This window comes from Stenotrophomonas maltophilia, from assembly GCF_001676385.1.
Lineage (GTDB): Bacteria > Pseudomonadota > Gammaproteobacteria > Xanthomonadales > Xanthomonadaceae > Stenotrophomonas > Stenotrophomonas maltophilia_J.
This window is the reverse complement of sequence record NZ_LYVJ01000001.1, coordinates 450341-475420: the sequence shown is the minus strand read 5'-3', so window position 1 is coordinate 475420 and position 25080 is coordinate 450341. Positions and strand designations below refer to the sequence as shown.

At 68.1% G+C, this 25080-nt stretch carries 19 protein-coding genes; 14 read left to right on the top strand and 5 right to left on the bottom strand.

The genetic code is table 11. The annotated features are described in order from the left end of the window. Nucleotides 1-83 precede the first annotated feature (83 nt). Nucleotides 84-1004 carry a M14 family metallopeptidase gene (locus A9K58_RS02290; protein WP_065197778.1) on the bottom strand — a complete coding sequence of 307 codons (921 nt, stop codon included), beginning with the start codon at nucleotides 1002-1004 and terminating at the stop codon, nucleotides 84-86. A 131-nt stretch (nucleotides 1005-1135) separates the two neighbouring features. Between A9K58_RS02290 and A9K58_RS02285 the strand changes: the two genes are divergently transcribed. Both A9K58_RS02285 and A9K58_RS02280 read left to right on the top strand, forming a co-directional pair. Continuing rightward, the gene (locus tag A9K58_RS02285; protein ID WP_065197777.1) at nucleotides 1136-3217 is read left to right on the top strand and encodes a TonB-dependent receptor family protein; all 2082 of its coding nucleotides are present in this window, start codon (nucleotides 1136-1138) and stop codon (nucleotides 3215-3217) included. Between the two features lie 61 nt (nucleotides 3218-3278). Continuing rightward, the gene (locus tag A9K58_RS02280) at nucleotides 3279-5051 is read left to right on the top strand and encodes a chloride channel protein (protein ID WP_065197811.1); all 1773 of its coding nucleotides are present in this window, start codon (nucleotides 3279-3281) and stop codon (nucleotides 5049-5051) included. A gap of 88 nt (nucleotides 5052-5139) precedes the next feature. Here A9K58_RS02280 and A9K58_RS02275 read toward each other — a convergent pair whose 3' ends face one another. The 4 genes from A9K58_RS02275 to A9K58_RS02260 all read right to left on the bottom strand — a co-directional run bounded on the left by A9K58_RS02275 (nucleotide 5140) and on the right by A9K58_RS02260 (nucleotide 12547). After that, nucleotides 5140-5430 carry a DUF6959 family protein gene (locus A9K58_RS02275; RefSeq protein WP_065197776.1) on the bottom strand — a complete coding sequence of 97 codons (291 nt, stop codon included), beginning with the start codon at nucleotides 5428-5430 and terminating at the stop codon, nucleotides 5140-5142. Nucleotides 5431-5546: 116 nt separating this feature from the next. After that, a complete protein-coding gene (locus A9K58_RS02270) occupies nucleotides 5547-6383 on the bottom strand; it encodes an OmpA family protein (protein ID WP_065197775.1) in 837 nt (278 codons plus the stop codon). 64 nt (nucleotides 6384-6447) lie between these two features. After that, complete coding sequence (locus A9K58_RS02265; protein WP_065197774.1) at nucleotides 6448-11331, bottom strand: YadA-like family protein; 4884 nt, start codon at nucleotides 11329-11331, stop codon at nucleotides 6448-6450. Between the two features lie 235 nt (nucleotides 11332-11566). Next, nucleotides 11567-12547 (bottom strand): AraC family transcriptional regulator, encoded by a 981-nt coding sequence (locus A9K58_RS02260; protein ID WP_065197773.1) that lies wholly within the window; start codon nucleotides 12545-12547, stop codon nucleotides 11567-11569. Nucleotides 12548-13227: 680 nt separating this feature from the next. Here A9K58_RS02260 and A9K58_RS02255 point away from each other — a divergent pair. From A9K58_RS02255 to A9K58_RS02200, 12 genes are all read left to right on the top strand, one after another. Then, nucleotides 13228-13407 (top strand): Flp family type IVb pilin, encoded by a 180-nt coding sequence (locus tag A9K58_RS02255; protein ID WP_065197772.1) that lies wholly within the window; start codon nucleotides 13228-13230, stop codon nucleotides 13405-13407. A 106-nt stretch (nucleotides 13408-13513) separates the two neighbouring features. Then, nucleotides 13514-14059 (top strand): A24 family peptidase, encoded by a 546-nt coding sequence (locus tag A9K58_RS02250; RefSeq protein ID WP_065197771.1) that lies wholly within the window; start codon nucleotides 13514-13516, stop codon nucleotides 14057-14059. Continuing rightward, nucleotides 14056-14532, top strand: a complete 477-nt coding sequence (locus A9K58_RS02245) for a TadE/TadG family type IV pilus assembly protein (protein ID WP_065197770.1) — start codon at nucleotides 14056-14058, stop codon at nucleotides 14530-14532. The genes A9K58_RS02250 and A9K58_RS02245 overlap by 4 nt, the downstream gene beginning before the upstream one ends. A 25-nt stretch (nucleotides 14533-14557) precedes the next feature. Continuing rightward, on the top strand, nucleotides 14558-15601 hold the full coding sequence (cpaB, locus tag A9K58_RS02240; RefSeq protein WP_065197769.1) for a Flp pilus assembly protein CpaB: 1044 nt from the start codon (nucleotides 14558-14560) through the stop codon (nucleotides 15599-15601). Between the two features lie 18 nt (nucleotides 15602-15619). Then, a complete protein-coding gene (locus tag A9K58_RS02235; RefSeq protein ID WP_065197768.1) occupies nucleotides 15620-16972 on the top strand; it encodes a type II and III secretion system protein family protein in 1353 nt (450 codons plus the stop codon). Nucleotides 16973-16999: 27 nt separating this feature from the next. Continuing rightward, nucleotides 17000-18256 carry a CpaE/TadZ family protein gene (locus A9K58_RS02230; RefSeq protein ID WP_065197767.1) on the top strand — a complete coding sequence of 419 codons (1257 nt, stop codon included), beginning with the start codon at nucleotides 17000-17002 and terminating at the stop codon, nucleotides 18254-18256. Continuing rightward, on the top strand, nucleotides 18241-19590 hold the full coding sequence (locus A9K58_RS02225) for a TadA family conjugal transfer-associated ATPase (protein WP_065197766.1): 1350 nt from the start codon (nucleotides 18241-18243) through the stop codon (nucleotides 19588-19590). Before A9K58_RS02230 ends, A9K58_RS02225 begins: the two co-directional genes overlap by 16 nt. Nucleotides 19591-19592: 2 nt before the next feature. After that, nucleotides 19593-20540 carry a type II secretion system F family protein gene (locus A9K58_RS02220; RefSeq protein WP_065197765.1) on the top strand — a complete coding sequence of 316 codons (948 nt, stop codon included), beginning with the start codon at nucleotides 19593-19595 and terminating at the stop codon, nucleotides 20538-20540. Between the two features lie 25 nt (nucleotides 20541-20565). Beyond that, entirely contained in the window at nucleotides 20566-21501 is a 936-nt protein-coding gene (locus A9K58_RS02215) for a type II secretion system F family protein (RefSeq protein ID WP_065197764.1), read from the top strand. Further along, nucleotides 21501-22370 (top strand): tetratricopeptide repeat protein, encoded by an 870-nt coding sequence (locus A9K58_RS02210; RefSeq protein ID WP_065197763.1) that lies wholly within the window; start codon nucleotides 21501-21503, stop codon nucleotides 22368-22370. The genes A9K58_RS02215 and A9K58_RS02210 overlap by 1 nt, the downstream gene beginning before the upstream one ends. Continuing rightward, nucleotides 22367-22825, top strand: a complete 459-nt coding sequence (locus A9K58_RS02205; RefSeq protein ID WP_065197762.1) for a DUF3613 domain-containing protein — start codon at nucleotides 22367-22369, stop codon at nucleotides 22823-22825. Before A9K58_RS02210 ends, A9K58_RS02205 begins: the two co-directional genes overlap by 4 nt. An 8-nt stretch (nucleotides 22826-22833) precedes the next feature. Next, on the top strand, nucleotides 22834-24984 hold the full coding sequence (locus A9K58_RS02200; RefSeq protein WP_065197761.1) for a TadG family pilus assembly protein: 2151 nt from the start codon (nucleotides 22834-22836) through the stop codon (nucleotides 24982-24984). Nucleotides 24985-25080: the final 96 nt, after the last annotated feature.

The window sequence follows — 25080 nt, the reverse complement described above, 5'->3', positions numbered from 1 at the left end:
CGTCCTGCAGCCGAGCCCACGCCCGGCTGCAGTTCCCGGTAGCCCTCGCACATCCCAGCCGAGCATGGGCTCGGCCCGACACGTCAACGATGGGCGAGCGCGTAGTCCAGCGCCGCGCACACTGCCGCCACCTGCGCGTCGTTGCACTGCTGCGGCGTGGCCCGCGGGCTGTCCGGGTAGACCTCGGTGGTGGTGGTGTACTTCGCGCCGGTAATGCCGGCACAGAGGCCCAGCTTCACCAGTGGGTATTCGATCACGCCATGGGCCACCACCGGCGAACCGATGATCTCGCCCTTGTCGTCGGCCGGCGCAATATGGGTGACTTTCTCTACCGCGGCGATGACCGCCTGCTGGAACGCCGACTGCGGGTTCTCGCTATCGTCCACCAAATAGAAGCCATCCGGAATCAGGCCCGGTTCGAACGGCTTTCCGTCACGTGCGGCCAGCGCCGGGCGGAACTCGCTCTCGTCACTGTCAGTGGTTTCGTGCAGGTCGATGTGCAGGACGAACTGGCCCTTGAACGGTGCAATCAGTTCGATCAGCGCGGTCGACTCGCGGGCCGGGCCATCGGCGCGGAAATTGCGGTTCGGGTCGATCGCATCGTAGTTCCAGCGGTTGATGCGCTCGAAACCCCAGGGATTCACGCACGGTGCCACCAGCAGGTTGGCCTTGCCGGCATAGTCGGCGGCGCGCTTTTCAAGGAACTCCAGCGCGCCCATCACGCCACTGGTCTCATAGCCGTGCACGCCGCCGGTGACCAGGGCGGCCGGCAGCTCCGGGTTCCAGTCACGGCTGCGCAGCGCAAACAGGGTGTAGGTTTCGCCGGCGTAGTCGAGCTGGCCATAGGCCACCTTGTCCAGGCGCGAGGCCAGCGCCTCGATGCGCGGCAGCACCTCCTCGTCGTAGCGGCGCAGGCGCTGCTGGCGGCCGCGCCACGCCTCCCGTTCCGCCGCTCCCCACGGCTGGCCAGGGGTTCCGACGGGGTAGAAGGCAGCTTGGGACATGGCGGATCTCAGCGAGTCAGGAAGCAATCCAGCACTTTACCACTGGGCCGTCGGCATGAACGGAGGGCGCATTCCAATGGCGAATGGAATCAGCAATAATTCTCATTTACCACCCTCCACGACGTACGCCGATGCCCTTCCACGCCCTGCAAGCGGCCCGCCTGCCGCTGCCCACCGCCCTCGCCCTGTGCCTGCTCCCGGCAGCTGGCGCCTTCGCCCAGGACGGCGCCACCACGCTGGACAGCATCCAGGTCTCCGGCAGCTGGCTGGGCACTGGCCTGCATGACAGTGTCCACCGCTTCGCCGGCGCACGCACGGTGGTCGACCGGCCGCGCATCGAGGCCAGCGGAGCCGCCAGCATCGGCGACGCCATGCGCCGCATCCCGGGCGTGCAGGTCACCGACAACTCCGGCACCGCCGGCAGTTCGATCTCGCTCAACATCGGCGTGCGCGGCCTGACCGGGCGCTACTCGCCGCGCTCGACCGTGCTGCTGGACGGCGTGCCGCTGGCGGTGGCGCCGTATGGCCAGCCGCAGCTGTCGTTCGCGCCGACCAGCCTGTCCAACATCGAGTCGATCGACGTGGTGCGCGGCGGCGGCGCCGTGCGCTACGGGCCGCAGAACGTGGGCGGCATCATCAACTTCAGCACCCGCGCCATTCCCACCGAAGCCGGCCTGCACGGCGAGGCCGGCGTGCGCTACACCGCCTACGATCATGGCGGCGGTGACAGCACCCAGTACAACGCCTTCCTCGGCGGCACCGGCGACAATGGCCTGGGCGCAGCCCTGCTGTACTCCGGCCAGGACGGCCGCGGCTGGCGCCAGGGCAGCGATGATCGCTTCAACGACCTTGCGCTGAAGTTCGCCTACGCCATCGACGAACGGCAGGAGCTGCGCGCCAAGCTGTCCTATTACGATGTGCGCTCGCTGACGCCGGGCGGCCTGACCCGTGCGCAATACGGGACCGATCCGTTCCAGAACACCCGCCCCACCGATTTCTGGAAGGGCCATCGCACCGGCATCGACCTGGGCTACACCCACACGCTGTCGGACAACAGCGAGTTCGAGGTGCTGGCGTATTACAACGAAAGCAGCCGCGCCAGCTCGCTGATCAATGCCGCCAACACCCAGCTGACCGTGCAGCCGCGCGATTACCGCGTGCTTGGCATCGAGCCGCGCTACACCCGGCGCCTGCACTGGGGTGCCAGCGTGCACGACATCACCGCCGGCTACCGCTTCCTTCGCGAGCGCGGCAACGACCGCAGCTATACCGTCGCCCGGCGTACCGGCGCGGCCAGCGCCACCAACCGCTTCGACAATGCCACCGACGCGCATGCGTTCTACATCGACGACCGCATTGCCATCGGCCAATGGCGGATCACCCCGGGCGTGCGCATGGAATGGATCGACATGGACCGCCGCCAGGCCGGCGGCGCCGCGACCTTCAGCGGCCGCAATGACAAGGCCCTGCCCTCGCTCAACATCGCCTACCTGCTGACGCCGCGGCTGACGATGTTCGGCAACTACACCACCTCGTTCGGGCCGGTGCAGAACATCCAGTTGAATTCGCAGACCGCCAGCAACCCGCTGAACCCGGAAGTGGCAAAGACCGCCGAACTGGGCGCGCGCTGGCAGGACGGCGCACTGCGTGCGGAAGTGACCGTGTTCAGGATGCGCTTCGACAACCAGATCCTGCAGGTGCCGGGCATCACCCCGCCGACCTTCCAGAACATCGGTGCCACCGACCACAAGGGCGTGGAGAGCGCGCTGGAGTACCACTTCGCCGACGACGGCGCGCTGGCCGGGCTGGAGCTGTACGCCAGCTACACCTGGACCAAGGCGATCCAGCAGTCCGGGGCCAACCGCGGCCTGGAGGTGCCGTTCTACTCGCGCGACACCGACAGCATCGGCGCCCGCTATGCACTGGCCGGCTGGACCTTCAACGTGTCCAGCACGCACCAGAGCGGCCAGTTCTCCGACGCCGCCAACACCTGGGAAGAAACCGCCGACGCGCGTGTGGGCCGCGTGCCCGGCGTGCGCCTGTGGAACGCGCAGGTGGCCTGGACGGTCCCGGGGCTGGGCGACAGCGAGATCGCGCTGGGCGTGAACAACCTGGCCGACAAGCGCTGGTACACGCGCAACGTGGACGGCAACGCCGGTCGCATGGTGGCCGCGCCGCGTACCTTCTACGTGCAGGGCCGCTACCGCTTCTGAAGCGGAACCGCCCGATGCAGTGACGGTGGCGATCACAGCGGCGGCGTATCATGCCGCCACCATGTCTCTGCCCGTTTCGCCACCGCGCCTGCATCTGGCCTTCCAGGGCCTGCGCCTGCGGCTGCGTGGCAGCGACCTGTGGTTCATCGCACTGGCCCTGCTGGTAGGGCTGATCGCCGGCTACCTGACCCTGCTGCAGTCCGGCATCGCACGCTGGCTGCAGAGCTCCCTGTACGGGCTGGATGAAGGCATGCGCCTCAGCTCCCTGCCCTCGCTGACCTGGACTGCGCTGCTGGTGCTGCCGTTGGGTGGCCTGCTGGTCGGGCTGGTCAGCCTGGCCGCGAGCCGGCTCAAGCGGCCCCTGCTCGATGCAGTGGAAGCCAATGCCCTGCATGGCGGCCGCATGTCGATGCGCGACAACCTGATCGTGTTGACCCAGACCCTGTTGTCCAACGGCTGCGGCGCTTCGGTCGGGCTGGAAGCCTCGTATACGCAGATGGGCGCCGGCAGCGGCTCGCAGTTGGGCCGGGTGATGCGCCTGCGCCGCAACGACGTGCGCATCCTGGTCGGTGCCGGTGCCGCGGGCGCCATTGCCGCCGCCTTCGGCGCACCATTGGCCGGGGCGTTCTACGCCTTCGAGATCGTCATCGGCGCCTACACTCCCGCCGCACTGGCACCCGTGGCGGTGGCGGCGCTGGCAGGTGCGTTCGTCGCCGACCAGGCCGGCATCGAGGCCTACCTGCTGCCCGCCGCCTCGACCATCGACGTGCGCGCCGCCGACTACGCCATCTACGGCCTGCTCGGCTGCTGCTGCGCAATGGTCGGTATCGTCATCATGCGCCTGATCGCCTCGATCGAAGGCACCGTCAAGCGCAGCCCGCTGCCGCTGTGGGGCCGTCCGGTCGTGGGTGGCCTGTTACTGATCCCGCTGGCCATGGCAAGCCCACAGGTGCTGTCGTCAGGCCACGGCGCGCTGCATCTGGACCTGACCACGCATCTGCCGCTGATCTGGATCGGCGGCCTGCTGACCCTGAAATGCCTGGCCTCGGGCATCTCGCTGGGCTTCGGCTTCCGCGGCGGCCTGTTCTTTGCCTCGCTGTTCATGGGCACCCTGGTCGGCGCGCTGTTCGCGGGCCTGCTCGGCATGGCCACTGGCGTGCCCGTGGTCGACGCCACCTCTGCGGCGCTGGCCGGCATGGCCGCATTGGCCGCTGCCGTGGTCGGTGCGCCAATGACCATGGCCATGCTGGTGCTGGAGGGCACCCACGATTTCCTGCTGACCAGCGTGGTGATGAGTGCAGTGCTGGTGTCCAGCACGCTGGTGCGGCAGTGGTTCGGCTATTCGTTCTCGACCTGGCGCATGCACCTGCGTGGCGAAACCATCAGGAGCGCGCGCGACGTCGGCTGGGTGCACAACCTCAATGCCGGCCGGATGATGCGCAAAGGGGTTTCCACGGCTCCCGCCGACCTCGACGCCGCCGCCTTCCGCCAGCGCTTCCCGTTGGGCTCGGGCAGCCGCGTGATCCTGATCGACAGCGAAGGCCACTACGCGGGCATCGTGCAGATCCCACGCGTGTACGGCGATGGCGTGAAGCCGGAGACCGCGATCGGTGAGCTTGCCGAGAACCGTGACATCTCGCTGGCCCCAGCCGCGGACGTGGTCAGCGTGATGCAATGCTTCGACCAGGCCCAGGCCGACGAACTGGCCGTGGTTGCTGCCGGCGGCCAGGTGCTGGGCGTGGTCTCCGAAGCCTTCGTGCGCAAGCGCTACGCCGAGGAGCTGGACAAGCGGCAACGCGAGATGATGGGCGAACGCGTCGAGGACATCGACTGACCCCACGAAAAGGGGACGGAGGGGATTAAGTCGTTTCCGGCGCAGTCAGGGCAATAACGACTTAATCCCCTCCGTCCCCTTTTTTCTTCTACAGCGCCTCGCCGGCGTCGGCCAGGCGCGATTCAATCAGGGCATACCACTGCTGCAGCACGTCGATCAGCATGTCCAGCTCGGCGTCGGCACGCTGCGCGCGCCCACTGCGAAGGCACGCCTGGGCTTCCTGCAACTGGACCAGGAAGCCGGCCACCGTGTCGGCCTGCAGGATCAGCCCCGGCAGGCGCCGCCCTGGAATGCGCACCACGGCGTGGTTGCCGAGCTGGCCATACACACTCAGCGTGGTTTCCGTCTTCATCGAAGGAGGCACGAATTGGGCATTCATTGCATACACCGTATGGAAACCTGAGCCGCCGGCAGGTGTGGGCGACGGGGGAGACGTTGCCACGTCCTGCCGGCGGTCAGGGGGGACTCGGGAAACCGGGCACCTCCGCGGGAACCTCAGCGCGGCTGTGCCACGCCGCTGATCTGCACGCGGCGGTTCGGCGCCAGGCAGGCAATCAGCTCAGCGCGGTTGCGCTGCCCGCACTGCACGACCGGTTCGGCGGCGCCACGCCCTTCGGCGCTGATGCTGGCCGCCGGCACCCCGCCCTGCACCAGCGCGTCGCGCACGGCTTCGGCGCGGCGCTGTGACAGCGCCTGGTTGTAGCGGGCGCTGCCGATGCGGTCGGTGTGACCGGTGACGCGGATCGACTGCACCCGGCTGGCCTCACGGACCTGTGCGAGGACGCCCTGCACCGCCTGCTGGCCTTCTGCACTGAGAACCGCGCTGTCGAACCCGAACAACGCATCGGCGGACAATCGCAGCGGCTGCTCCGGCAACGGCGCCGGCGCCGGTGGGGCCGGTGGCTGCGGCGGCTCGACCACGGCGGCGCATGACGCCGGTTTCCAGTAGCCGCCCTGGGCGATGCCCTTGTTGTCGAAGTGCACCTGGAACTGGCAGGTGAAGTACTCCGCACCCTGCGCGGTGCGGAAATTGAACAGGTAGTTCCACTCGCGCACGCCCCACATGCCTTCGTTGAAATGTGGCGTACCGAGCAGGGCGTACAACTGGCGCTTGCTCATGCCCGGCGCGAAGCGGCGCAGGTCGGCGACGTCGGGATAGACGCCCTCCTCGAGTGAAGCCCTGGATACCTCGGGGAAGTGCACGGCGGTGGCGTCTGCAGGACCCTCCGTAGCCGGCGCGTGGCTGCGGCAACCCGCCAGCAGGCCCAACCCCATGGCCAGGCCCAGCACGGCGGCGAGCTGGCCGCCGGGGGCGATGCGATCTTGTTTCATGTTGTTTCCCCTGTTGACGTGTGCACGCCGCCGGAGCGCGTGTGCGGCCCGGCAGCTGCGATCATCACCACTGGATACCGGCGCCGACGGCGACGCCCGCCTCGCCCCGGCTGTTGGTGGATCCACTGAACTTGTAGATCCAGCGGCCGCCCTCGGACACACCGGAGATGCCAACCGCCACGCCCGACTCACCGTTGTAGCTGCCGGCTGCGATCGACGCCATGCTGCGGCCGGCTTCGCTGGGCTGCGGCAGGGCCGCGGTCGCCATCGCCGAAGCGATACCCGCCGAGGCACGGTTGTCGGTCTTGCGCAGGTCGCGTTCGAAGCCCCCCATCCGCTCATCGGTGTAGGCCTTGGACCAGTCCAGGGTCTGCGCCATGCCCGACTTCAGCTGGTCGACGTTGACTGCATCGGTGCCGGCGGTGCCGGCCGCGACGTTGCGCACGGTAGTCGGGCCGCTGCTGGTGCTGCCCAGGGTCACGCTGTTGTAGTTGGTGGCACCGTTCACCGTGGTGTCGTAGCGGATCGTGCCCTGCTGCGACGCCTGCAACTGGCGCACGTTGACCGCGTCCGTTGCCTGGGTGCCATCGGCCACATTGACCACCTGGCGCTCGGCACCGCTGGCGCCGACCGACACGGTGTTGGCACGGTTCGCCACCGAACCTGCACCGAGTGCCACCGAGTTGTCGGCCTGGGCCTGCGAGCCGTTGCCCAGTGCGGTGGCGTTGGCGCCGGCCGCGGTCGAACCTGCGCCGCCGGCCGCCGAGTTGGCACCGGTGGCCGCCGGATCGGCCAGGTTGTTGGTGTTGTTGGCGCGGAAGCTGCCGGCCACGTTGGTGATGTTCTGGATCTTCTGGTCGGTGTAGGCCTTGGACTGGTCGATGGCGTAGTTCACGCCGTTCTTCAGCTGGCCGACATTGGTCGCATCGTGGTCGTCGGAACCGTCGGCAACATGGGTGATCTTGCGCTCGCCGCCGGTGCTGCCCACCGAGACTTCACCGGCCGAGTTGCTGGCACCGGCCTGCCCATAGGCCCCGGTATAGCCGCTCTGTGCACCGACGCTGGCCACCGAGCCCGCGCCCAGGGCGACGCTGTTGCCGGCACTGGCATCGGCGCCGTTGCCGACCGCCACGCTGCCTGCCCCTGCTGCACTGGCCTGCGGTCCTACCGCGACGGCCTCGGCACCGGCCGCTGTCGCCGCCGCCGCCGTCGAGTTCACCGCCAGGTAGGCGCTGCCGCTGCTTCCGCTGTTGGTGATGCGCTGGTTGAGAACCTTCAATGAACCATCCACCGCACTGAAGGCGGCGGTGACCGTGTCGTAGTCGCTGCTGCTGACGCCACCGGATGCGGTGAAGCTCGAAATGCTGAAGGCCGGTGCGGTCCACGCGTTGGTGCCTCCGTTGAACGCCGTGCTGCCTCCGAAGTAGCTGGCAATGGTGCTGTTGGTGGTGAACAGCTGATCGCCGGTGATCGCATCCGCACTGCCGGCCAGGATGCTGCCCGCGGCGACATTGGTCAGCTTGACCGCGGCGCTGCCGGTGCCGCTGAGCGACACCGAATCGATCACGTTGCCGCTGCCATCGACGTCGTACTTCACAGCGAGCCTGTCGATCTCGCCGGTCTGGCCGGCAACATTGGCCAGCGAGGTACTCACCGCATCAAACGCGGTGCCGACGTCGTCGTAGCTGCCCTGGCTGATGCTGCTGTTGGCTGCAACGTTGTTGAGGGTATAGGTGGGCGCGGTCAGCACGCCGCTGGCATCGACCGCCGCTCCTCCCCCAAGATGGGTAGCCACGGCCTGGTTGGCAGCGAACAGCTGGGCTCCGTTGATGGCTTCGCTGCTGCTGGCGCTGACCTGGCCGGGCGCAAGGTTGCGCAGCGTGGTGGCGGTACCGGGCTGTCCCAGCGTGGCGCTGGCGTAGTTGACGCTGCCATCAGCGTTGAGATCGTAGCGCAGCGCTCCCTGCTCAGATGCCTGCAGCTGGCCCAGGTTGACCGCGTCGGTGACTGCGGTGCCGGCCGCGACGTTGGTGACCTGGCGCTCGGCACCGGCCGCACCGACCGATACGCTGCTGGCACGGTCGGCCAGGCTGCCGGCACCCACCGCGATGCTGTTGTCCGCCGTGGCCCGGGCATTGGTGCCGATCGAGATGGCGTCGGCACCGCTGGCCAGCGCTTCGATACCCGTCGAGTTCACCCGCAGGTACCGGGTGCCACCGTTGCGGATATCGGTGATCTGCGTGTTGAGATTGACCAGCGAACCATCGACCGCAGCGAAGGCATCGGTGGCGTTCTCGTACATGCCTTGAGTAATGGCGCCGCCGGTGGAAATCGTGCTGATCTCGAACAGGGGAGCCGTGAATGCGCCGCTGGCCGGATCGAACGCTGCGCGCCCCCCGAAGAAGCTGGCGATGGCCGCATTGGTCGCCGCCAGCTGGCCGCCGTTGACGGCTTCCAGGCTTCCGGTAGCAACCGCGCCGGGAGCCAGGTTGCCGATCGTCGTGGTGCCGGTCCCCGCGCCCAGGGTGACGCGGCGGTAGTCCGGATTGCCTGCACCATCAAGATCGTAGGTCACCGCCGCCGCGGCCACGTTGTCGATCTGGCTGATCGCACCCTTCAGCTGGGCGACGTTGACCGCGTCGGTGTTGGCGCTGCCGGCGGCAAGATTGGTGATCTGCCGCTCTCCCCCCCCTGCGGTGCCCACCGACACTTCACCCGCCGAAATCTGTGGCGTGGTCAGGCCATAGGCGCTGTAGCTGGCCTGGGCACCCCGCAGCGCAGCCGAACGATAGCCCAGCGCGACCGAATTGGCCTGGTTGGACGTTGCCTCGGCACCGAGCAGGGTCTGCCCGTTGGCGGTGCCCACGGCACTGTCGCCGACGATCACCGAATGACCCATGCGCGCCGCATAGTCGGCGGTCGGCACACCGGTCGGGTTGGTCGGATCGTTGACGCCGTCACCCGGGAAGGCCACGTTGGCATCGACCTTCGGCAGTTCATGGCGCGCATTGGCACCGATCACCACTTCCTTCGAGCCATTGGCGAACGCGCCGTCGCCCATCAGCACCTGGTAGTCCTGCGCGGCATTGACCGCCCAGCACGAGATATCCGCCAGCGCGATGTCCAGGCACTTGGCCGCCCACTCCGGCGAGTCCTTCGGCAGCAGCAGGCCGAGCAGGCCGCCGGGGTTGCCGTTGTTGATGTTGTAGATATAGCTGTCGGAGGTCACGCCACCGATCAGGGTCAGGTGCGAGCTGCCACCGGTAACGGCGCCCCCCAGGCCATTGAGGGTGCTGCCGACCGGGGACAGATTGACCACTGGCAGGCCGAGTACGTTGACGGTCGAATAGGTCTGCATGACGTTGGCGGTGCTGAGCCTGAGATTGCCGTTGCTCAGGTAGCCGTCGCCGCCGAACAGGGAGTTGGCGGTCGGGCCGATCAGCTGGCCGACGTCACCGACAAGGCCGCCAGTGCCGATGATCAGGCCCGCATTGGGATCGGCCGGCGCGGGCGCCTTCGGGCTGGTCGGGGGAATCGCGGAAGGCTGGGTGAGGCCAAGCCCGCCCAGCGTCCCGCCGACCAGGCCCCCCACGGCGCTGCCAAGGTTTCCGACGGTGCCGTTGAGGTTGCCATTGAGCAGGTTGCCCACGGCGCTGCCGACGTTACCGAGCGTATCGCCAAGCAGGCCGCCCAGGCCGCCCGCGCCACCGCCGATCGAACCGTTGAGCGCACGCCCGACGGTGCTGGCGACCGCGCCGACCTTACCGTCCACCGCATCACCAATCGCGCCGACCGTTCCATCAAGTGCGCCCTCCACTGCTCCGTCCACGGCAGCGGTCGTGCCATCGAGCGTGCTACCCACCACGCCACCGACGGTGCCGACTGCGCCGTTCAAGGTACCACCCACGGCACTGCCGGCCGTACCAGCGACCCCTTGCAGCAGGCTTGCCGCGGCTCCGCCTGCGGAGCCGGCGAGGCCGTCGATGCCCAGCGCGCTCTGCTGCGCGGCTACGGTTGCCTGAGCGGCCAGCTTCAGGTTGCGGTCGGCCACCACCTCCTGGCCGTCCGGTGCCTGCACGCGCACATTGCCCGCAACGCCAGCGTCAAAGGCGGCAGTGATCGCACGATCATGTGTCTCACCCGGCAGTTCCTCCTTGGCGGGCAGCGCAACCGCCGCCGTCGCCCGGGCCTGCCCCCGTCCCTGGATGCCCTGCCCGGCCACCTTCAGTCGAGCCTCGGCCGTCCCGTCAACCCGGGTCTGCAGCCCGGGCACGGACGCAGCAGGCGTGCCCGCCGCGCCGGCCACTGCCCTCGCACTGGCATCGACCGACGCCACCTGGCGGCCCGCCACATCGACACCCGCCTTGACGCGCACATCCGCGGCCACACCGCGCGGCAACGTCGCCGTCGGCGCACGTTGTGCCGCCAGCAACGCGTGCGCCTGGGCAGCCTGGCTGGCCGGGCCGCCGGCGCCACCCTCGACGCTGGCGCGGACCTCGGCCGCCACGGCCGGTGCGGCCACCTGCCGGGGGGCCGCACCCACGGCCAACTTGACCTGCACGGCAGCCGGCAGTACATCGCGAGCGGCCGGCAGCGAGGCCGTGTTCAACTGCAGGCCGACGCGCGCATCGGCATTGATCGCAGGGCTGCTCTGCGCCTGGCGCGCAGCAGTGGCCAATGCGACCTCGGCGTCGATCTTTACCGGCATTGGCTGCGTGTACTTCGCAGCCAGTGCCTGCAGATCGCGCAACGATTGATTGGATTCGGATGCGCCTGCGTGGCCACTGGCCAACGCACACAGCAGGCCCAGCGCGAGGCCTGTCGGCATCAGCGGGATGCTGCGCGGGTCGCGGGCAGCACGGCCGCCGCTGTCACCCGTGGCCAGTTCCGAGGCCACAACCAGAGCGTTGAGCTGGCGATTCCATACACGCCGGTAGATGCGGTTCATGGGTACTTCCCCCGTAGGCAAACAGCTGGGTTGTCGGTGGACGTGCCGTTAGGCAGGTGACTGACATTCCAGCGGATGCAGCGGAGGTGGCGCACTTCATTCCGGCACGGCAATCGCGCATTCCGGCAAATCCACGATCGGAATCGGCAACCGCCTATGCGGAAGCGGCAACGCTATCGGCAAGCGGATATGCAATTCCGGCAGAAATCGCGAGCAAACCCTTGCAGGGCCTTGATCAGGCCTGCTGGCCGATCTGCGCCGGTGCGCGCATCAGCGTGTCGCGCGGCAGCTCGCCAAACACCTTGCGGTAGTTGTCGGCGAAGCGCGACAGGTCCCACAGGCCACAACTGAGCGCGATGGCCTTGACCGAACGGCGGCTGGAATCGGCCATCGACAGGCTGCGGCAGGCCGCGCACAGGCGCAGCATCGACAGGTAACGATTCGGTGACGTGCCGAACAGATCTTCGAAGGCATAGCGCAGGCCGCGCTCGCTGACGCCTGCGGCATCGCAGATCTCATTCATGTAGATATTGCGGCGAAGGTTGAGCCGCATGAAATTCTCTGCACGCTGCGCGATCAGATAGTGCGTCCGGCGCGCCCGGCTGCAGCCAGGGCGATCGGCAGCACCTGCACCCAGCAGCGCCTGTACGTGCTCGTGCAGCATGCGTTCGGTTTCTTCCGGCAGCAGGCTGGCGCCCTGGTCCAGCTGCAGATGAAGCTGCTGGTAATGCCGCGCCAGCGGAGCGGTTTCGCTGGCCAGATGGAACAACGAAAGCGCCTGCCCCGCAGGCGGCGTACTGCGCAGGCTCAGCTCGGCCAGCTTGCGCTGTACCCGCACGGCCGGCACCAGCATCAAGGTCAGGTGCGTCCCCGGGCTCAGGGTGAACTCACTGATGCCCTCGGGCATCACGGTCAACGCCATCCCCGGCGTGAGCGGCACGCCATGGCACCAGCTGAGGGATTCGTCAGTGGCGTGCAGGTAGCCCAGCATCGCCCAATCTGGCGGCAGCATGAAGCGGCCACGGCAGTGGAAGCCACAGCTGATGCTGCAGAACAGTGCCTCCTCGTGCACGCGCGAAGCGAAGGCCGCCCGCGGCCCGTTGCCATCGAGCAGAAGCAGTTCGACATCGCATACGCGAAGCACGCCGCTCAACGTCGCCAGGTCGATTGACCGCAGGCCGCTGTCGTCGCTGTCTCCCACTCCACCATCAACCATGACAGTGTCTTCCCCCGTTGATCCATCGTGCGACGCAGCCCCACTGCCTGACCGGGCGCGCATCATTCCAGGAAACTTTTCCGCTGCTACGCCAGGCGTGTTGCCGCCAGCACTTCCGCGCTGACGCAACAGCTTGAATGCGAGTATGCCCGATATTATCCGATGGTGAACCCGCCGTCGTACTGCTGCAGCCAATGGACCGGAATCCATCGCACTGCGCGCACTGGCGTGCATTCTCCGCATGAAACAACACGGGCCAATCACATTTTCTGCACGTCGATGAATCGTTTTGCAGCGAAATGGATTTCGGTCACAGAATTCATTACTGACTTTAAGCTTCAGAATCTTTCTGCCGAATTTGCATATAGGTTCCGGTTGCAGTCGACGGCCATTCAGGCAAAGTCGACTGCACGGTGACTGGCCATGCGGAGTGGCTTCACCCAGGGGACAACATCAGCGTGCACGCATCGCACCACGCCTCGGCCGCTGGTTGCATGCCGCGTGGCAGCCGCCATGCGGTTGTCCGACCTGGGAACAGTCACCCTGTTTGAGCGCAGCGGTCACGATCCGCTGTGCCTCCCCCGCCAGGATGGGCGGGGGTCCACGGACGATCCCGGCGGAGCCGGGCCACCGCCCAACGCAGGTGTCCTGTTGCAGACAGGTAGAGGGAGACAACCGTCATGAACGCATCGATCCGCAATTTCCTGAAGGAAGAGGACGGCGTGACCGCGCTCGAGTATGGGCTGCTGGCCGCCGTGATCGCCGGTGTCCTGATCGTCGTGGGCAGAACGCAGATCACCCAGTTCTTCACCACGCTGTTCACGCGGCTGCAGGCGATCGCGGCGGACGCGACAACCTGATCGACGCACGCCAGCGCGGATCCGGCCGCTCGTCGCACCCGCGACGAGGGCGCGGTTCCCCGCAGGGAACTGCGTGATGCTGGCGATGGGAGAGACGGAGAAGGCAATGACACTGCTGGGACTGCTGGCCATCGGCATCAGCCTGCGGATCGCGATCAGCGATCTGTACGCCCGCCGGGTACCCAACGCCTGGCTCCTGTCTGCATGCACGATCGCCAGCGTGCTGATCCTCGTTGGCCAGTTCAGCACGCCACACCTGCCGTGGCTGCCGCATGCTGCAGGGGCGGTGATCGGTCTCCTCGCGCTGCTGCCCTTCTACGCGGTGCGCTGGATGGGCGCAGGCGACGTCAAGTTCTTCGCTACGCTGGGCCTGATGCTGGGATGGCACGCCCTGCTTCCGGTCTGGGTAACGGCGAGCCTGGCCGCCGGCGTGCATGCCGTGCTGGTACTGGCCGCGCGCCGGCTGGGCCTGGTGCTCCCCATCGTGCTGCAGATGCAAGTCGCCCGGGCCAGCGAGCAGTGGCACTCACATCCTGCATTGCGCGGGATGCACGACGCCCGGCAAGGACGCCACGGCATTCCCTATGCGGCCTATCTGGCCCTGTCGGCGATCGGCTGGGTCCTTTTCCGCAGCTACGGAGGCGCGCAATGACGACCCGCAGCCGGCACCTCCAACGCGGCGCCGCCAGTATCGAGTTTGCGCTGATGCTGATGCTCGGCCTGCTCCCGCTGTTGTTGTTCACCTTCTCCGGCGTGATGATCATGGCTGCACAACAGACGCTTGCGACCGCGTCCGCCGAAGGCGCGCGCGCATCGCTGCGCTACGGCAGCATCGCCGAGCGCCGCACGGCCGCCTGCACCGCGGCGCGCACCTCGATGCAATGGCTGCTGCGGTTTTCCCGGCAGGACGTGAACTGCAGCAGCGGTGGCAGCGACGCCATCGTGGTCACTGCACCTGCACCCTGCGCGGGCCTGGCCAGCGCGCAATGCATGACCGTGACGGTCAGCTACGACTACGCAAGCCACCCGTTCCTGCCTGGTACCGCCACCCTTTACGGGTGGGTTATGCAGGCGCCCATCCGCAGCGTCGCGGTCGCCCAGCTCGACCTCGGCAGCGGCTCCTGACGATCACCGCACCGGAGACGGACCCATGCTCAAGCTGACCCGCATCGCTGCCGTTGCCCTGATCGGCCTGGCCCTGTTGCTGGCAGTGGCGGCGCTGTTGATCGGGCGCAGCACGCCCACCGCGCCCGCCAGCATCGTCCCGGCCACCACGGCGGAGCCACAGGCGATCACGATTGTCGAAGCCGTCGCTCGCCTTCCTGCCGGTGAGCCCATTACCGCCGACGGTGTACGCCTGGCGCAGCGCACTGCGCCGGTGACCGGCGCCGCCACCAGCATCGCTGCCGTGGTGGGCAAGGTTCCGTTGCAGGACATCGGCGAAGGCAGCCCGATCAGCACCTCCGCGCTGGCGCAGGGCTTCTCGCTGCAGCTGCGGGCCGGCGAGCGCGCACTGGCGGTGCCGGTGGATGAACTGGTGGGCGCGGGCAATCGCATCCTTCCCGGCGATTTCGTTGATGTTTTCCTCAACCTCCGCAGCGCCCCGCCCGGCACCGCCGGTGCCGCCGACACCGCGCAGGCACGGCTGCTGCTGTCGCGGCTGCGCGTGCTCAGCTACGGGCAGCAGGACATCAACCCGGCCACCGCCGATGCCGCCCCGCGCAATGACGACAGCGCCGGCAACGATCCCCGCGCTGCCGACATCACTGGCAGCGGCAGCCGCAGCAGCCCGGGCGGTGAGGCCAATCCGCCCGCCCGCAGCGCGGTGCTGGCGGTGCCCGTGGCCGATGCCAACCGCCTGCTGCTGGGTGCACAGCAAGGCAAGCTGTTCCTTGCCCTGCGCAACCCGGCGGATACCGGCCTGCCCGACCTGGCGCTGTTCCCGCAGGCGCGTGGCGTGATCGATCCGCTGCGCGGGCTTGATGCCGAACAACAGCTGGCGCTGCAGCGCCCGGAGAACCACGCCTTCGCCGGCATCGATGGCGACGCGCTGGCCGGCCGCAGCAGCGCCGCGCAGGCACACCGCCCGCAGGATGTGCCGGCGCGTTCGGCGGCACCGCGTCGCAACGCAGCGCGCGGCTCCGCGATCGAGATCATCCGCGGCGACAACGCCGCCCCCCGTGGTTCCCTCTGACCCGTACCGAGTGCCTCCATGATCGAACGTCGCCAGTGTCCACGCCCCTCCCTCCGCCAGCGCGGGCTGGCCCTGTTGCTGGTGCTGCTGGCGCCGGCAACGAGCGTGGCCGCCGATGACCTGGTACTGCAGGCCCGTGAGCAGCGCCCGTGGAGCCTGCCGGCCGGCCTTGAGCGGGTCGCCATCGCCGACCCCGGCGTCGCCGACATCGTGATGCTGCGCGGCCAGCGCCAGGCCCTGCTCGTCGGCAAGTCACCCGGTACCACCACGCTGCTGCTCTGGCACCGGGGGCAAGCCGAGCCGCAGCGCATGCAGGTACGGGTGCAGAGCGCGGTGCAGGGCGCGGCCGGTACCGGCGCCAGCGGCCTGGCGTTCACCCAGCAGGACGGCCAGGGGCTGCTGCAGGGCCGCACCGACAGCATGCTCTCGCACATGCAGGAACAGAAGACTGCGGCGATGGCGTTGGGGACCGACGGCCAGCTCGCCGATGCATCGGTGATCAGCAGTGGCGGCATCGTGCAGGTTGAAGTCAAGGTGGTCGAATTCAACAAGACGGCCCTGAAGCAGATCGGCATCAGCTTCCAGAACCGCAACGGCAGCTTCGCTTATGGATTCGCCCGCCCGGGCGGGCAGCTGCCCGGCAACAGTGGCGTGCTGCCGGGTGAGGGCGGCTCGGGGAACGGGTCCGACTCGCCGATCTCCTCGGCATTCCGCCTGGTGTTTGGTTCCACCAAGCACATGTGGAACGCCGATGTCGACCTGCTGCAGAGCAACGGCATGGCCCGTGTTCTCGCCGAACCGACCCTGGTCGCACTGTCAGGGCAAAGCGCCAGCTTCCTGGCGGGCGGCGAGCTGCCCATCCTGGAACCGCAGGGCCTGGGCACTACCACCATCACCTACAAGCCGTTCGGCATCGGCCTGACCGTGACCCCGACCGTGCTGGCGCCCGACCGCATCGCGCTGAAAGTGGCGCCGGAAGCCAGTGACCTGGACTACACCAACGCGATCGCCCTCAATGGCGTGCAGATCCCCTCGATCACAACGCGCCGCGCGGACACGACGGTCGAGCTCGGCGACGGCGAGAGCTTCGTGATCGGCGGCCTGGTCAGTTCCAACATCGTGTCCAACGTCAACAAGATCCCACTGCTGGGGGACCTGCCGATCATCGGCTCGTTCTTCCGCAATCTGGACTACAAGCGGCAGGACAAGGAACTGGTGATCATCGTGACCCCGAGGCTGGTGCAGCCGTTGGCACGCAATACCGAACTGCCCCTGCCCGGCGACCGCGAGGCCAGGCCGCGCCTGCCCGAATGGGGCGCGTGGCTGCTGGGGCCGATCGGCCAGGACCCGGTACCTGGCTTCTCCCGCTGACTCCATGAGACCTGCGATACCACGCCCATGCTCCACGCCACTGCCCAGCCATCGCATCCGCAGGGACCGGCCATGAACCTGGTCCTGTTCGGCATGGATCGCGAACTGCTGCCCCGGCTCGCGGCCCGGCTCCCACCGAGCGCGATCCTGCACTGGCAGGACAGCGCGTCACCGACCTCTGCGCAGGACCTGCAGCGCGGGCCGCAGAGCCTGGTGCTGCTCGACTTCCGCCCCGAACACGCCGCCGCCTCGCGCGTGCTGGCACAGCAGTTGCAGCAGTCCCAGCCGGAACTCACGCTGGTCGCGGTCGGCGCGACCAGCGCCGGCCAGGTCGAAGGCGTGGTGATTGCCCTGCACGCGGGCCTTCGCGACGTACTGGACTTGGACAGCGACAACGCAGGCATCGAGGCCGCGCTGCGCCGGGCCCTCTCGCCGCGACCGGCCGCCAGCGTGCAACCCGCGCACAAGGCACGCCTGATCGTCCTGCTGGGCGTGCGCGCCGGGGTCGGAACCAGCACCCTGGCCGCGCACCTGTCCGTGCTGGCGCAGCAGACCCGCGCCCTGGCCCAGGGCGAAGCCCTGCAACAGGATGGCCTGTTGATGGAAATGGCGCAGCCCACCGGCGACCTGGCGCTGTATCTCAACCTGGACAGCCGGTTCCACTACGAAGATGCACTGCGCAACGCCAGCCGCATCGACGCCACGCTCGCCCGCACCGCCATGGCGCGCCACGATTCGGGAATGGTGCTGCTGGACCGCGCCAGTGGCAGCGACGCGGTACCGCCGTCGGACCCTGCGGCGCTGCTGCAACGCCTTCGCAGCGTGTTCGCAAGCGTTCTGTGCGATGCAGGTGGTTGCCCGCTGCGGCAGCTTCCCCCGTTGCTGCTGGACCAGGCCGATGAGATCTGGCTGGTCACCGATGCTTCGATCGCCACCCTGGTGTCGCTCGACCAGGCGCTGAAGCATCTGGCCGGCCAGCGTGACCGCGACAAGCGCCTGCAGCTGGTGATCAACCGCTACGATGACAGCAGCGGCCTGGGGCCCGATCAGATCGCGCGGCGCTTCGAAGTACCGTTGCTCGCCACGATACCCGAGCGCCCACGCGTGCGCCTGGCCGCCAGCCAGGGCCATCTGCTGCTGCAGGATGCGCCACGGGACCCCTACCTGCGTGCCCTCGCCCCGCTCGTCCCGCGCCTGGATCCGGCCGCCTGCCCGGTCCAGCCGCGGGGGCTGCGGGAAAGACTCTCCCTTGCCATGGGTGGATCGCAATGGAAGACAAGGTGACCCCGTTCCCGCATGCCGTTGCCCGGCCGGTCCTGCCCGACAGCACGCCCCCCCACCTGCCGTTCGCCCAGACCGAGCAGTACCAGAAAGTACTGTCGGCCGCACATGAGCACCTGCTCAACAGCATCGAGGACGAGCGCATCGACATCGACTCCTGGGCGCCGGACACCATCGCCCGCTGGGTCGAGGTGCAGACCGTAGGCTTCATCCAGGAATGGCGCATTCCCATCAACGAGGAAGAAATGCAGGTTGTCGCCGAAGGCCTGGTCAAGGAACTGACCGGCTTCGGGCCTCTCGACGACCTGCTGCATGACCCGTCCATCGAAGACATCCTGATCAACGGCTTCAAGGACGTGCATGTCTCGCAGGGCGGGCAACTCAAGCGCGCCACCCAGCGCTTCACCGATGACACCCATCTACTGCGCATCCTGCGCCGCATCCTGGCGCCGCTGGGCCGCCGGCTGGACGACTCCAATCCGATGGTCGACGCGCGCCTGCCCAACGGCGGCCGCCTCAACGCCATCATCTCGCCACTGGCGGTCGACGGCCCGATGGTCTCCATCCGCAAGTTCCGCAAGGATCCGTTCACGCCTGACGAGCTGCTGGCCAAGGGCACCTTCGATGCCCCGATGCAGGCGCTGTTGAAGGCCATGGTGCTGGGGCGCTGCAACATCCTGGTCTCCGGCGGCACCAGCTCGGGCAAGACGTCACTGCTGAACGCGCTGGCCAGTTACGTGCCTCCCAACGAGCGCGTGATCACGGTGGAAGATACCGCCGAACTCTCGCTCAACCATCCGCACGTGGTCCGCCTGGAAAGCCGCATCGGCGGCGCCGAGGGCCAAGGCGCGGTCAGCATCCGCGACCTGGTACGCAACAGCCTGCGCATGCGCCCCGACCGCATCGTGGTCGGCGAAGTCCGCGGCGCGGAGGTGCTGGAAATGCTGCAGGCGATGAACACCGGCCATGACGGTTCGATGGCCACCATCCACGCCAACTCGCCGCGTGACTGCCTGTACCGCATCGAGATGCTGGCGGGCTTCGCAGGCTTCCAGGGCAGTGAGGACAGCCTGCGCCGGCAGATCGCCAGCGCGATCGACTTCATCGTGCAGATTTCGCGGTTGGGCAGTGGCCGCCGGGTGCTGGTCTCGATCACCGAGATCACCGGGGTCAGCGACAACCTGATCACCACGCAGGAGATGTTCCGCCACGAGGTGCAGATCGACGCCAGCGGCAAGGAGGTTGATCGCTGGATCGGGCTGGGCTTCCATCCGCATTCGCACAAGCTGGAGCCATTCCGGCAGCAGCTGCGCGAATCGCTCTATGGGGACTTCTGAGCATGGGCACCGGCCTGCTGCTGGGCGTGTTGAGTGCGGTATCGGTGCTGCTGGCACTGGCCCTCTGGTTGTGGGGCACTGCCAGCAGCCGCGAGCAGCGCCAGGCCTCGATGCAGCACGCCGAACAGCGGTTGGCCCGCGGCGGTGCCGACCCGGCCGCCCCCAACGTGGCAGCGGCCAGTGAGCCGGCCAGGCCCGCCAGCAATACGCGCCGCCCGTTACCCTGGAATGGCCTGCTGCAGCGGGCCGGCCTGCAGCCGGGCTGGAGGCTGCCCCTCCTGTTGCTGATGCCGGGCGTGGTGCTTTCGGTGGTGGCGATGCTGAGGCTGGGCACCGCGTGGATGTTGCCACTGACGCTGCTGCTGTACCTGCTCGGCTGCTGGCTGTGGCTGATGCGCCGCACGACCAGGCTGCGGGCGCAGCTGCTGCACCAGATGCCCGATTTCCTCGACAACCTGGTGCGCCTGACGGCACTGGGCAACAGCCTGCAGGCCGCATTCCAGGTGTCGTCGCAGCAGACCAGCGCACCGCTGCGCAACCTGCTCGACACCACGGTGCGCTACGCGCGCGGTGGCATGGAACTGGACCGCGCGCTGGGCCTGGCGGCGCAACCGTACCGGATGGACGTGCTGAAGGTCCTGGCAGTGGTGATCGGGGTCAGCGTACGCATCGGCGGCCGCTCCGACCAGATCCTGCAGCGCATGGGCGATTTCATGCGCGATCTGGAGCAGGCCCAGCAGGAGCTCGCCGCGACCACGGCGGAGACGCGCATGTCGGCCTGGGTTCTGGGCCTGTTGCCGCCAGCCAGTGCGGTACTGATGGCCATCAGCAGTCCCGACTTCTTCCAGCCCGTACTGCACGATCCGCTCGGCCACAGGATCCTGCTGATCGCCCTGAGCCTGGAACTCTGCGGCGGCTTGCTGCTCTACCGGCTGGCGCGGTCGCTATGAACGGCAAGGTTGCTGGAGGAAACCGATGAGCGCAGGCGCCTGGCTGGCCCTTTCATTGCTGGTGCTGGCGGCCGGCATCGCCCTGCTCGGAATCGCCGGCTGGGTGCGCAGTGATCGCGAACAGCGCACGGCTGCCACACTCAGCAGCGCCCTGCAGCCACGCGACCAGGCGCGGGAGGCCGAACCCGCCCGCCACGACTCGCTCGGTTGGCTGGAGCGCTTCGGGCGGGCTCTCAGCGGCGGCCGCCTGGAGGCCGCCCTGCTCGCCAATGAGGACCGCCTGCTGCTCGACCTGGCCGGCTGGAACACGCGGCGGGGGACCGCCATCTATCTCGGCCTGCGCCTGCTGCTGGCGGCCGTGGTGCTTGCACTGGCACTGGCCTTCAGTGACGCCACCGGCCTGGCGCGGATCATGGTCGTGATCGCCGCGCTCGCCGCCGGGCTGCTGTTGCCCAAGTTCGTATTGACCTCGTGGGTGAAGCGCCGCCGCCGTGCAGTCGAAAACGAGTTGCCGCTGCTGATCGACCTGCTGCGCCTGCTGCAGGGCGTGGGGTTCAGCATGGACCAGAGCCTGCAGACGCTGGGCGACAGGCTGCGCGACGCGCTGCCCGTGCTGGGTGCGGAGTTGCATGAAGCCAATGTGGCCTATACGCATGGCCGCACCCGCGCGCAGTCACTGCGCCGCTTGAGTGACGTCTATGCCGATGACGATCTGAGCAGCCTGATGCAGTTGATCCTGCAGGTACATGCGCATGGCGGCGCCGTGCAGGAGCCGTTGCGGCAGTTCAGCGTCCGCCTGCGCGAGCAGCGCCGCAATGCGCTGAAGGAAAAGGTCGGCAAGCTCTCAGTGAAGATGACCGTGGTGATGATGCTGACCCTGTTGCCAGCGCTGATGCTGGTCCTTGCCGGTCCGGCGCTGGTCGCGCTGGCCACCACCCTGTCCAAGATGGGATCTCCCTGATGCCGGCCCTGCGCACCTGCTGCCTGCTGCTTGTCCTCGCCGCCGCCACCGGCGGCTGCGCCTCGAACGCGCCGAAGTACCTGCACGCGCCCAGCCTGGCGGCGCCCGAGCCTGCACCGCAGGACAGCCGCAACGCGTACCTGGAACTGATCGGGCGCATGCAGCAGCAAGGTGCGTGGTACGCCTCGCTGGCGCACGTCGACGCGTTCCGCCAGCGCTATGGTGACCGGCCGGCGCTGCGCCTGCTGCAGGCCGATGCGTTGCGCGAGACCGGCCAGGCCGATGCGGCCATCGCCCTCTACCGCGGACTGTCCAGTGGTGCGGAAGCGGCCGCGGCTGCGCATGGGCTCGGCCTGATCGCTGCGCGTCGCGATGACGATGCCGGCAGCGAACAGGCACTGGCACGGGCAACCCAACTGCAACCCTTGAACACCGACTACCTCGGAGACCTGGGTTACGCGCGCCTGCGTGCGGGCCGGTTCGAGCAGGCGCGTGAACCCCTGGCCAAGGCACTGGAACTGTCGCCCGGCAACGCCAAGGCGACCGCGAACCTCGCGCTGTGGGCGGTGCTGCGCGGTGATACCGCCACCGCCGAGCGCCTGATCCAGCAGGCCGGCCTCAGCGAGGACAGCCAGCGAAGCATCCAGCACCAGGCCGAGCAGATCCGTGCGCGCCTGCGGCAGCGACAGGCCACGGCAGCCGACACTGCGCGCGCCGCCGGCCACACCGCCGGTGGCGAAGGCGGCGCAGCCCGGCTGGCTGCGGAGCCACGCCGCGACAGCCACGATGAACGCGATCCGCAGCGCCTGCCTCTCTCGATGCTGGAGCGCTTCAGCCCCCTCAGCCAACCGAATGGAAACACGCCATGAACGGGATGCCCCTGATGCCGCGCCTGCTGACCCTGCTGATCTGCATGCTGGGCGCTGCTGCCGTGCATGCGCAGCAGCCCCCCCTGACCGGGCAGATGCTCGGTGGCGTGCCCAGCACTGCGCAGGATTCACCGGCGTTGCGATCCGGGGCTCTGCCAGCGGTGGAAACGCCTGCGGCAACGCGCGTGGATCCTGCCGTCCCGCCGCAGGTACCCGGCGCCACGGCCGCAGGCGCGGTGCGCACTACGTCCGCCCACGACCAGGTCGGCCAGACCACGCGCAGCCTGCTCCGCCTGCAGGCCTCGGGCCAGCACGCCGGGCCCCGCCTGCCGATCCTCGGTGACCAGGCCACGCTCAGCTATGCGCGTTACCTGAAGAGTTTCGAGCACGACATTCCGGACTTCTTTGAAACCGATGTCGGCAAATCCAAGGGATCATCCTCAACCGGACGCTGAGGCAGGCCATGAAGCGCGCGCGCCAGTACAGTATCCGCCGCCCGCGCGGCGGCATGTCGGTCACCCTGATGCTGGTCATGCTGGCGCTGCTGGCCATGCTCGGCCTGGTCGAAATCGGTTACCTGTTCTGGGCCAAGCGTGATGCGCAGAAGGTTGCCGACCTCGCGGCGCTGGCGGGCGCACAGCGGCTGGAGCTGTGTACGTCTGACAACAGCGACAACAGCGCCGCGCGGCAGAGCGCACTGGCCCAGAACCGGTTCGCCGGCACGCTGCAGATCCGCTGCGGCAACTGGAGCCCCACGCGTGCCACGCCGAACCGCTTCATTACCACCGTCGACGCCGGCACGCCACGCAACGCCGTGCAGGTCATCGCCGAACGCAGCGTCGTTCCGTTCTTCGGACAGAACCCGAGCCTGCCCACGGTGTCCGTGCAGGCAGTCGCGCGCCGTGCGGAACCCTCCGCTGTGTTCGCAGTGGGTTCGCAACTGCTGCGGACCCGGGGCGATTCCCTGCTGCTGTCGACGCTGCGGCTGGTCGGCCTGGATGTCAGCGAAGCGACCGTGCTGTCGTACGACGGCCTGGCCCAGGCCAACATCACGCCATCAGGCCTGTTGAAGGCACTGAACATCCCGGTTACCGCCAACCTCAGCGTGGCGGACTTCAATCGCCTGTTGTCGGTCAACAAGGTCTCGCTGGCACAACTGGTCGACGCCACCGCGACCGTTGTCGGACGCGACACTACTGCCGGCCTGCAGCTGCGCGCCCTGTCCGACCTGGTTGCGACCCGGCTGGACATCACCCGACTCAACATCGCGCTCGGCAGCGAATCCGGTGGAGGAGGCCTGTTCGCCGAGGTCGTCTCTGCGGACGGCACCATCGGCAGCGCGCTGGAATCGAAGATCAGCGTGCTCAACCTGATCAGCACTGCGATCTCCATCGCCAACGACGGCAACGGCATCGCCGTCGAGGGGCTCAACCTGCTTGGCATTGATGTGCAGGCCGGCGTGGTCGAACCGCCATCGATCGCCATCGGCGGCGTCGGTTCACGTGCGTACAACGCACAGGTCCGGCTCAGGGTGGACGTGGACAGCGACAGGCTGTTCGCGCTGGGCCCGCTGCTGAACCTGCTGGATACACGCCTGCACCTGCCGTTGCACGTCGACGTTGCCAATGCAATGGGCACGCTGAGCAGCATCCAGTGCGGCGCCAGCCCGCCTACGGCCACCATCCGGGTGGACTCCTCGGTGCTGCGTGCCTGCATCGGAGACGTCGCTCCCGACCAGCGCTTTTCCAAACACAATGTGTGCGACGACACGCTGCAGAACGAGCAGTTGTTGAAGTTGCTGGGCAGGCCGTTGATCACCGACAGGATCACGCTGCCTGCCTTGGCCGATTCGCAGGACCTCACATTGGCCGCCGGCGAGAGCGGCTCGACGCAGATCAATCCGTTGGCGCTGGGCAACGCCGTCTCCAACCTGGTCAATGAACTGCTGCGGGTGTTGTCAGGCATGCTCAGCACACCGCAACAGGGCATGAGCAGCAACGAGACCGCCAAGGCCCTGGCCGACCGCTACCTGCAGGCGGCGTTCCCCAGTGGCGGACGCTACAACGTGGACCAGGTCATTCCGCTGCTGCGCGACGGCGATCCGGCGCGGAACCTGGCCCCCTTGGGCAACTGGACCGTGAAGAACGGCGTACCCAAGCCCTGCCTGCTGGGCCTGACCACCTGCTGGGAGGACGGCTCGGTATGGACGGGCTACCGGACCACCGTAACCGGCCAGGGCCTGGGCCTGCTCGACGGGCTGCTGGGTTCCCTGGTCGGCGGCCTGCTGATCAACCGCTGCGACAGCCTGCTCGGCAACCTGATCGACTACAACGGCTGCGTGCGCAACAATCTGGCCTCTTACATCCAGACGGCCCCGGCTGGATTCCTGGACAGCGCCGGTGGGGCTGGCGTCACCAGTCCCGGCAACAGCGTGCCCTGCAGTGGCCTGCTGTGCACCGTTCTGGCCCCGGTGCTGCCCGCCCTCAAGTCGATCCTCAACAGCGTGGGCACGCTGCTGACCAACCTGCTGGCCAGCGTGCTGGGGTTGGAACTGGGCCGTACCGACGTCAATGTGCAGTCGATCCAATGCAGCGCCGCCCAACTGGTGTACTGAGCCGTGACGGACGCCCTTGGCCGCGCGCGTGCCCATGCTAGACTCCTGGCGGGGAACTACCTTCATTTCAACCACACTTCATCCGTGGATGGTCTA

What these genes read in the sequence shown, in the direction of transcription:
- A9K58_RS02290 (WP_065197778.1), bottom strand. Translation starts at nt 1,004, where the DNA reads ATGTCCCAAGCTGCCTTCTACCCCGTCGGAACCCCTGGCCAGCCGTGG.
- A9K58_RS02285 (WP_065197777.1), top strand. Translation starts at nt 1,136, where the DNA reads ATGCCCTTCCACGCCCTGCAAGCGGCCCGCCTGCCGCTGCCCACCGCC.
- A9K58_RS02280 (WP_065197811.1), top strand. Translation starts at nt 3,279, where the DNA reads ATGTCTCTGCCCGTTTCGCCACCGCGCCTGCATCTGGCCTTCCAGGGC.
- A9K58_RS02275 (WP_065197776.1), bottom strand. Translation starts at nt 5,430, where the DNA reads ATGAATGCCCAATTCGTGCCTCCTTCGATGAAGACGGAAACCACGCTG.
- A9K58_RS02270 (WP_065197775.1), bottom strand. Translation starts at nt 6,383, where the DNA reads ATGAAACAAGATCGCATCGCCCCCGGCGGCCAGCTCGCCGCCGTGCTG.
- A9K58_RS02265 (WP_065197774.1), bottom strand. Translation starts at nt 11,331, where the DNA reads ATGAACCGCATCTACCGGCGTGTATGGAATCGCCAGCTCAACGCTCTG.
- A9K58_RS02260 (WP_065197773.1), bottom strand. Translation starts at nt 12,547, where the DNA reads ATGGTTGATGGTGGAGTGGGAGACAGCGACGACAGCGGCCTGCGGTCA.
- A9K58_RS02255 (WP_065197772.1), top strand. Translation starts at nt 13,228, where the DNA reads ATGAACGCATCGATCCGCAATTTCCTGAAGGAAGAGGACGGCGTGACC.
- A9K58_RS02250 (WP_065197771.1), top strand. Translation starts at nt 13,514, where the DNA reads ATGACACTGCTGGGACTGCTGGCCATCGGCATCAGCCTGCGGATCGCG.
- A9K58_RS02245 (WP_065197770.1), top strand. Translation starts at nt 14,056, where the DNA reads ATGACGACCCGCAGCCGGCACCTCCAACGCGGCGCCGCCAGTATCGAG.
- cpaB (WP_065197769.1), top strand. Translation starts at nt 14,558, where the DNA reads ATGCTCAAGCTGACCCGCATCGCTGCCGTTGCCCTGATCGGCCTGGCC.
- A9K58_RS02235 (WP_065197768.1), top strand. Translation starts at nt 15,620, where the DNA reads ATGATCGAACGTCGCCAGTGTCCACGCCCCTCCCTCCGCCAGCGCGGG.
- A9K58_RS02230 (WP_065197767.1), top strand. Translation starts at nt 17,000, where the DNA reads ATGCTCCACGCCACTGCCCAGCCATCGCATCCGCAGGGACCGGCCATG.
- A9K58_RS02225 (WP_065197766.1), top strand. Translation starts at nt 18,241, where the DNA reads ATGGAAGACAAGGTGACCCCGTTCCCGCATGCCGTTGCCCGGCCGGTC.
- A9K58_RS02220 (WP_065197765.1), top strand. Translation starts at nt 19,593, where the DNA reads ATGGGCACCGGCCTGCTGCTGGGCGTGTTGAGTGCGGTATCGGTGCTG.
- A9K58_RS02215 (WP_065197764.1), top strand. Translation starts at nt 20,566, where the DNA reads ATGAGCGCAGGCGCCTGGCTGGCCCTTTCATTGCTGGTGCTGGCGGCC.
- A9K58_RS02210 (WP_065197763.1), top strand. Translation starts at nt 21,501, where the DNA reads ATGCCGGCCCTGCGCACCTGCTGCCTGCTGCTTGTCCTCGCCGCCGCC.
- A9K58_RS02205 (WP_065197762.1), top strand. Translation starts at nt 22,367, where the DNA reads ATGAACGGGATGCCCCTGATGCCGCGCCTGCTGACCCTGCTGATCTGC.
- A9K58_RS02200 (WP_065197761.1), top strand. Translation starts at nt 22,834, where the DNA reads ATGAAGCGCGCGCGCCAGTACAGTATCCGCCGCCCGCGCGGCGGCATG.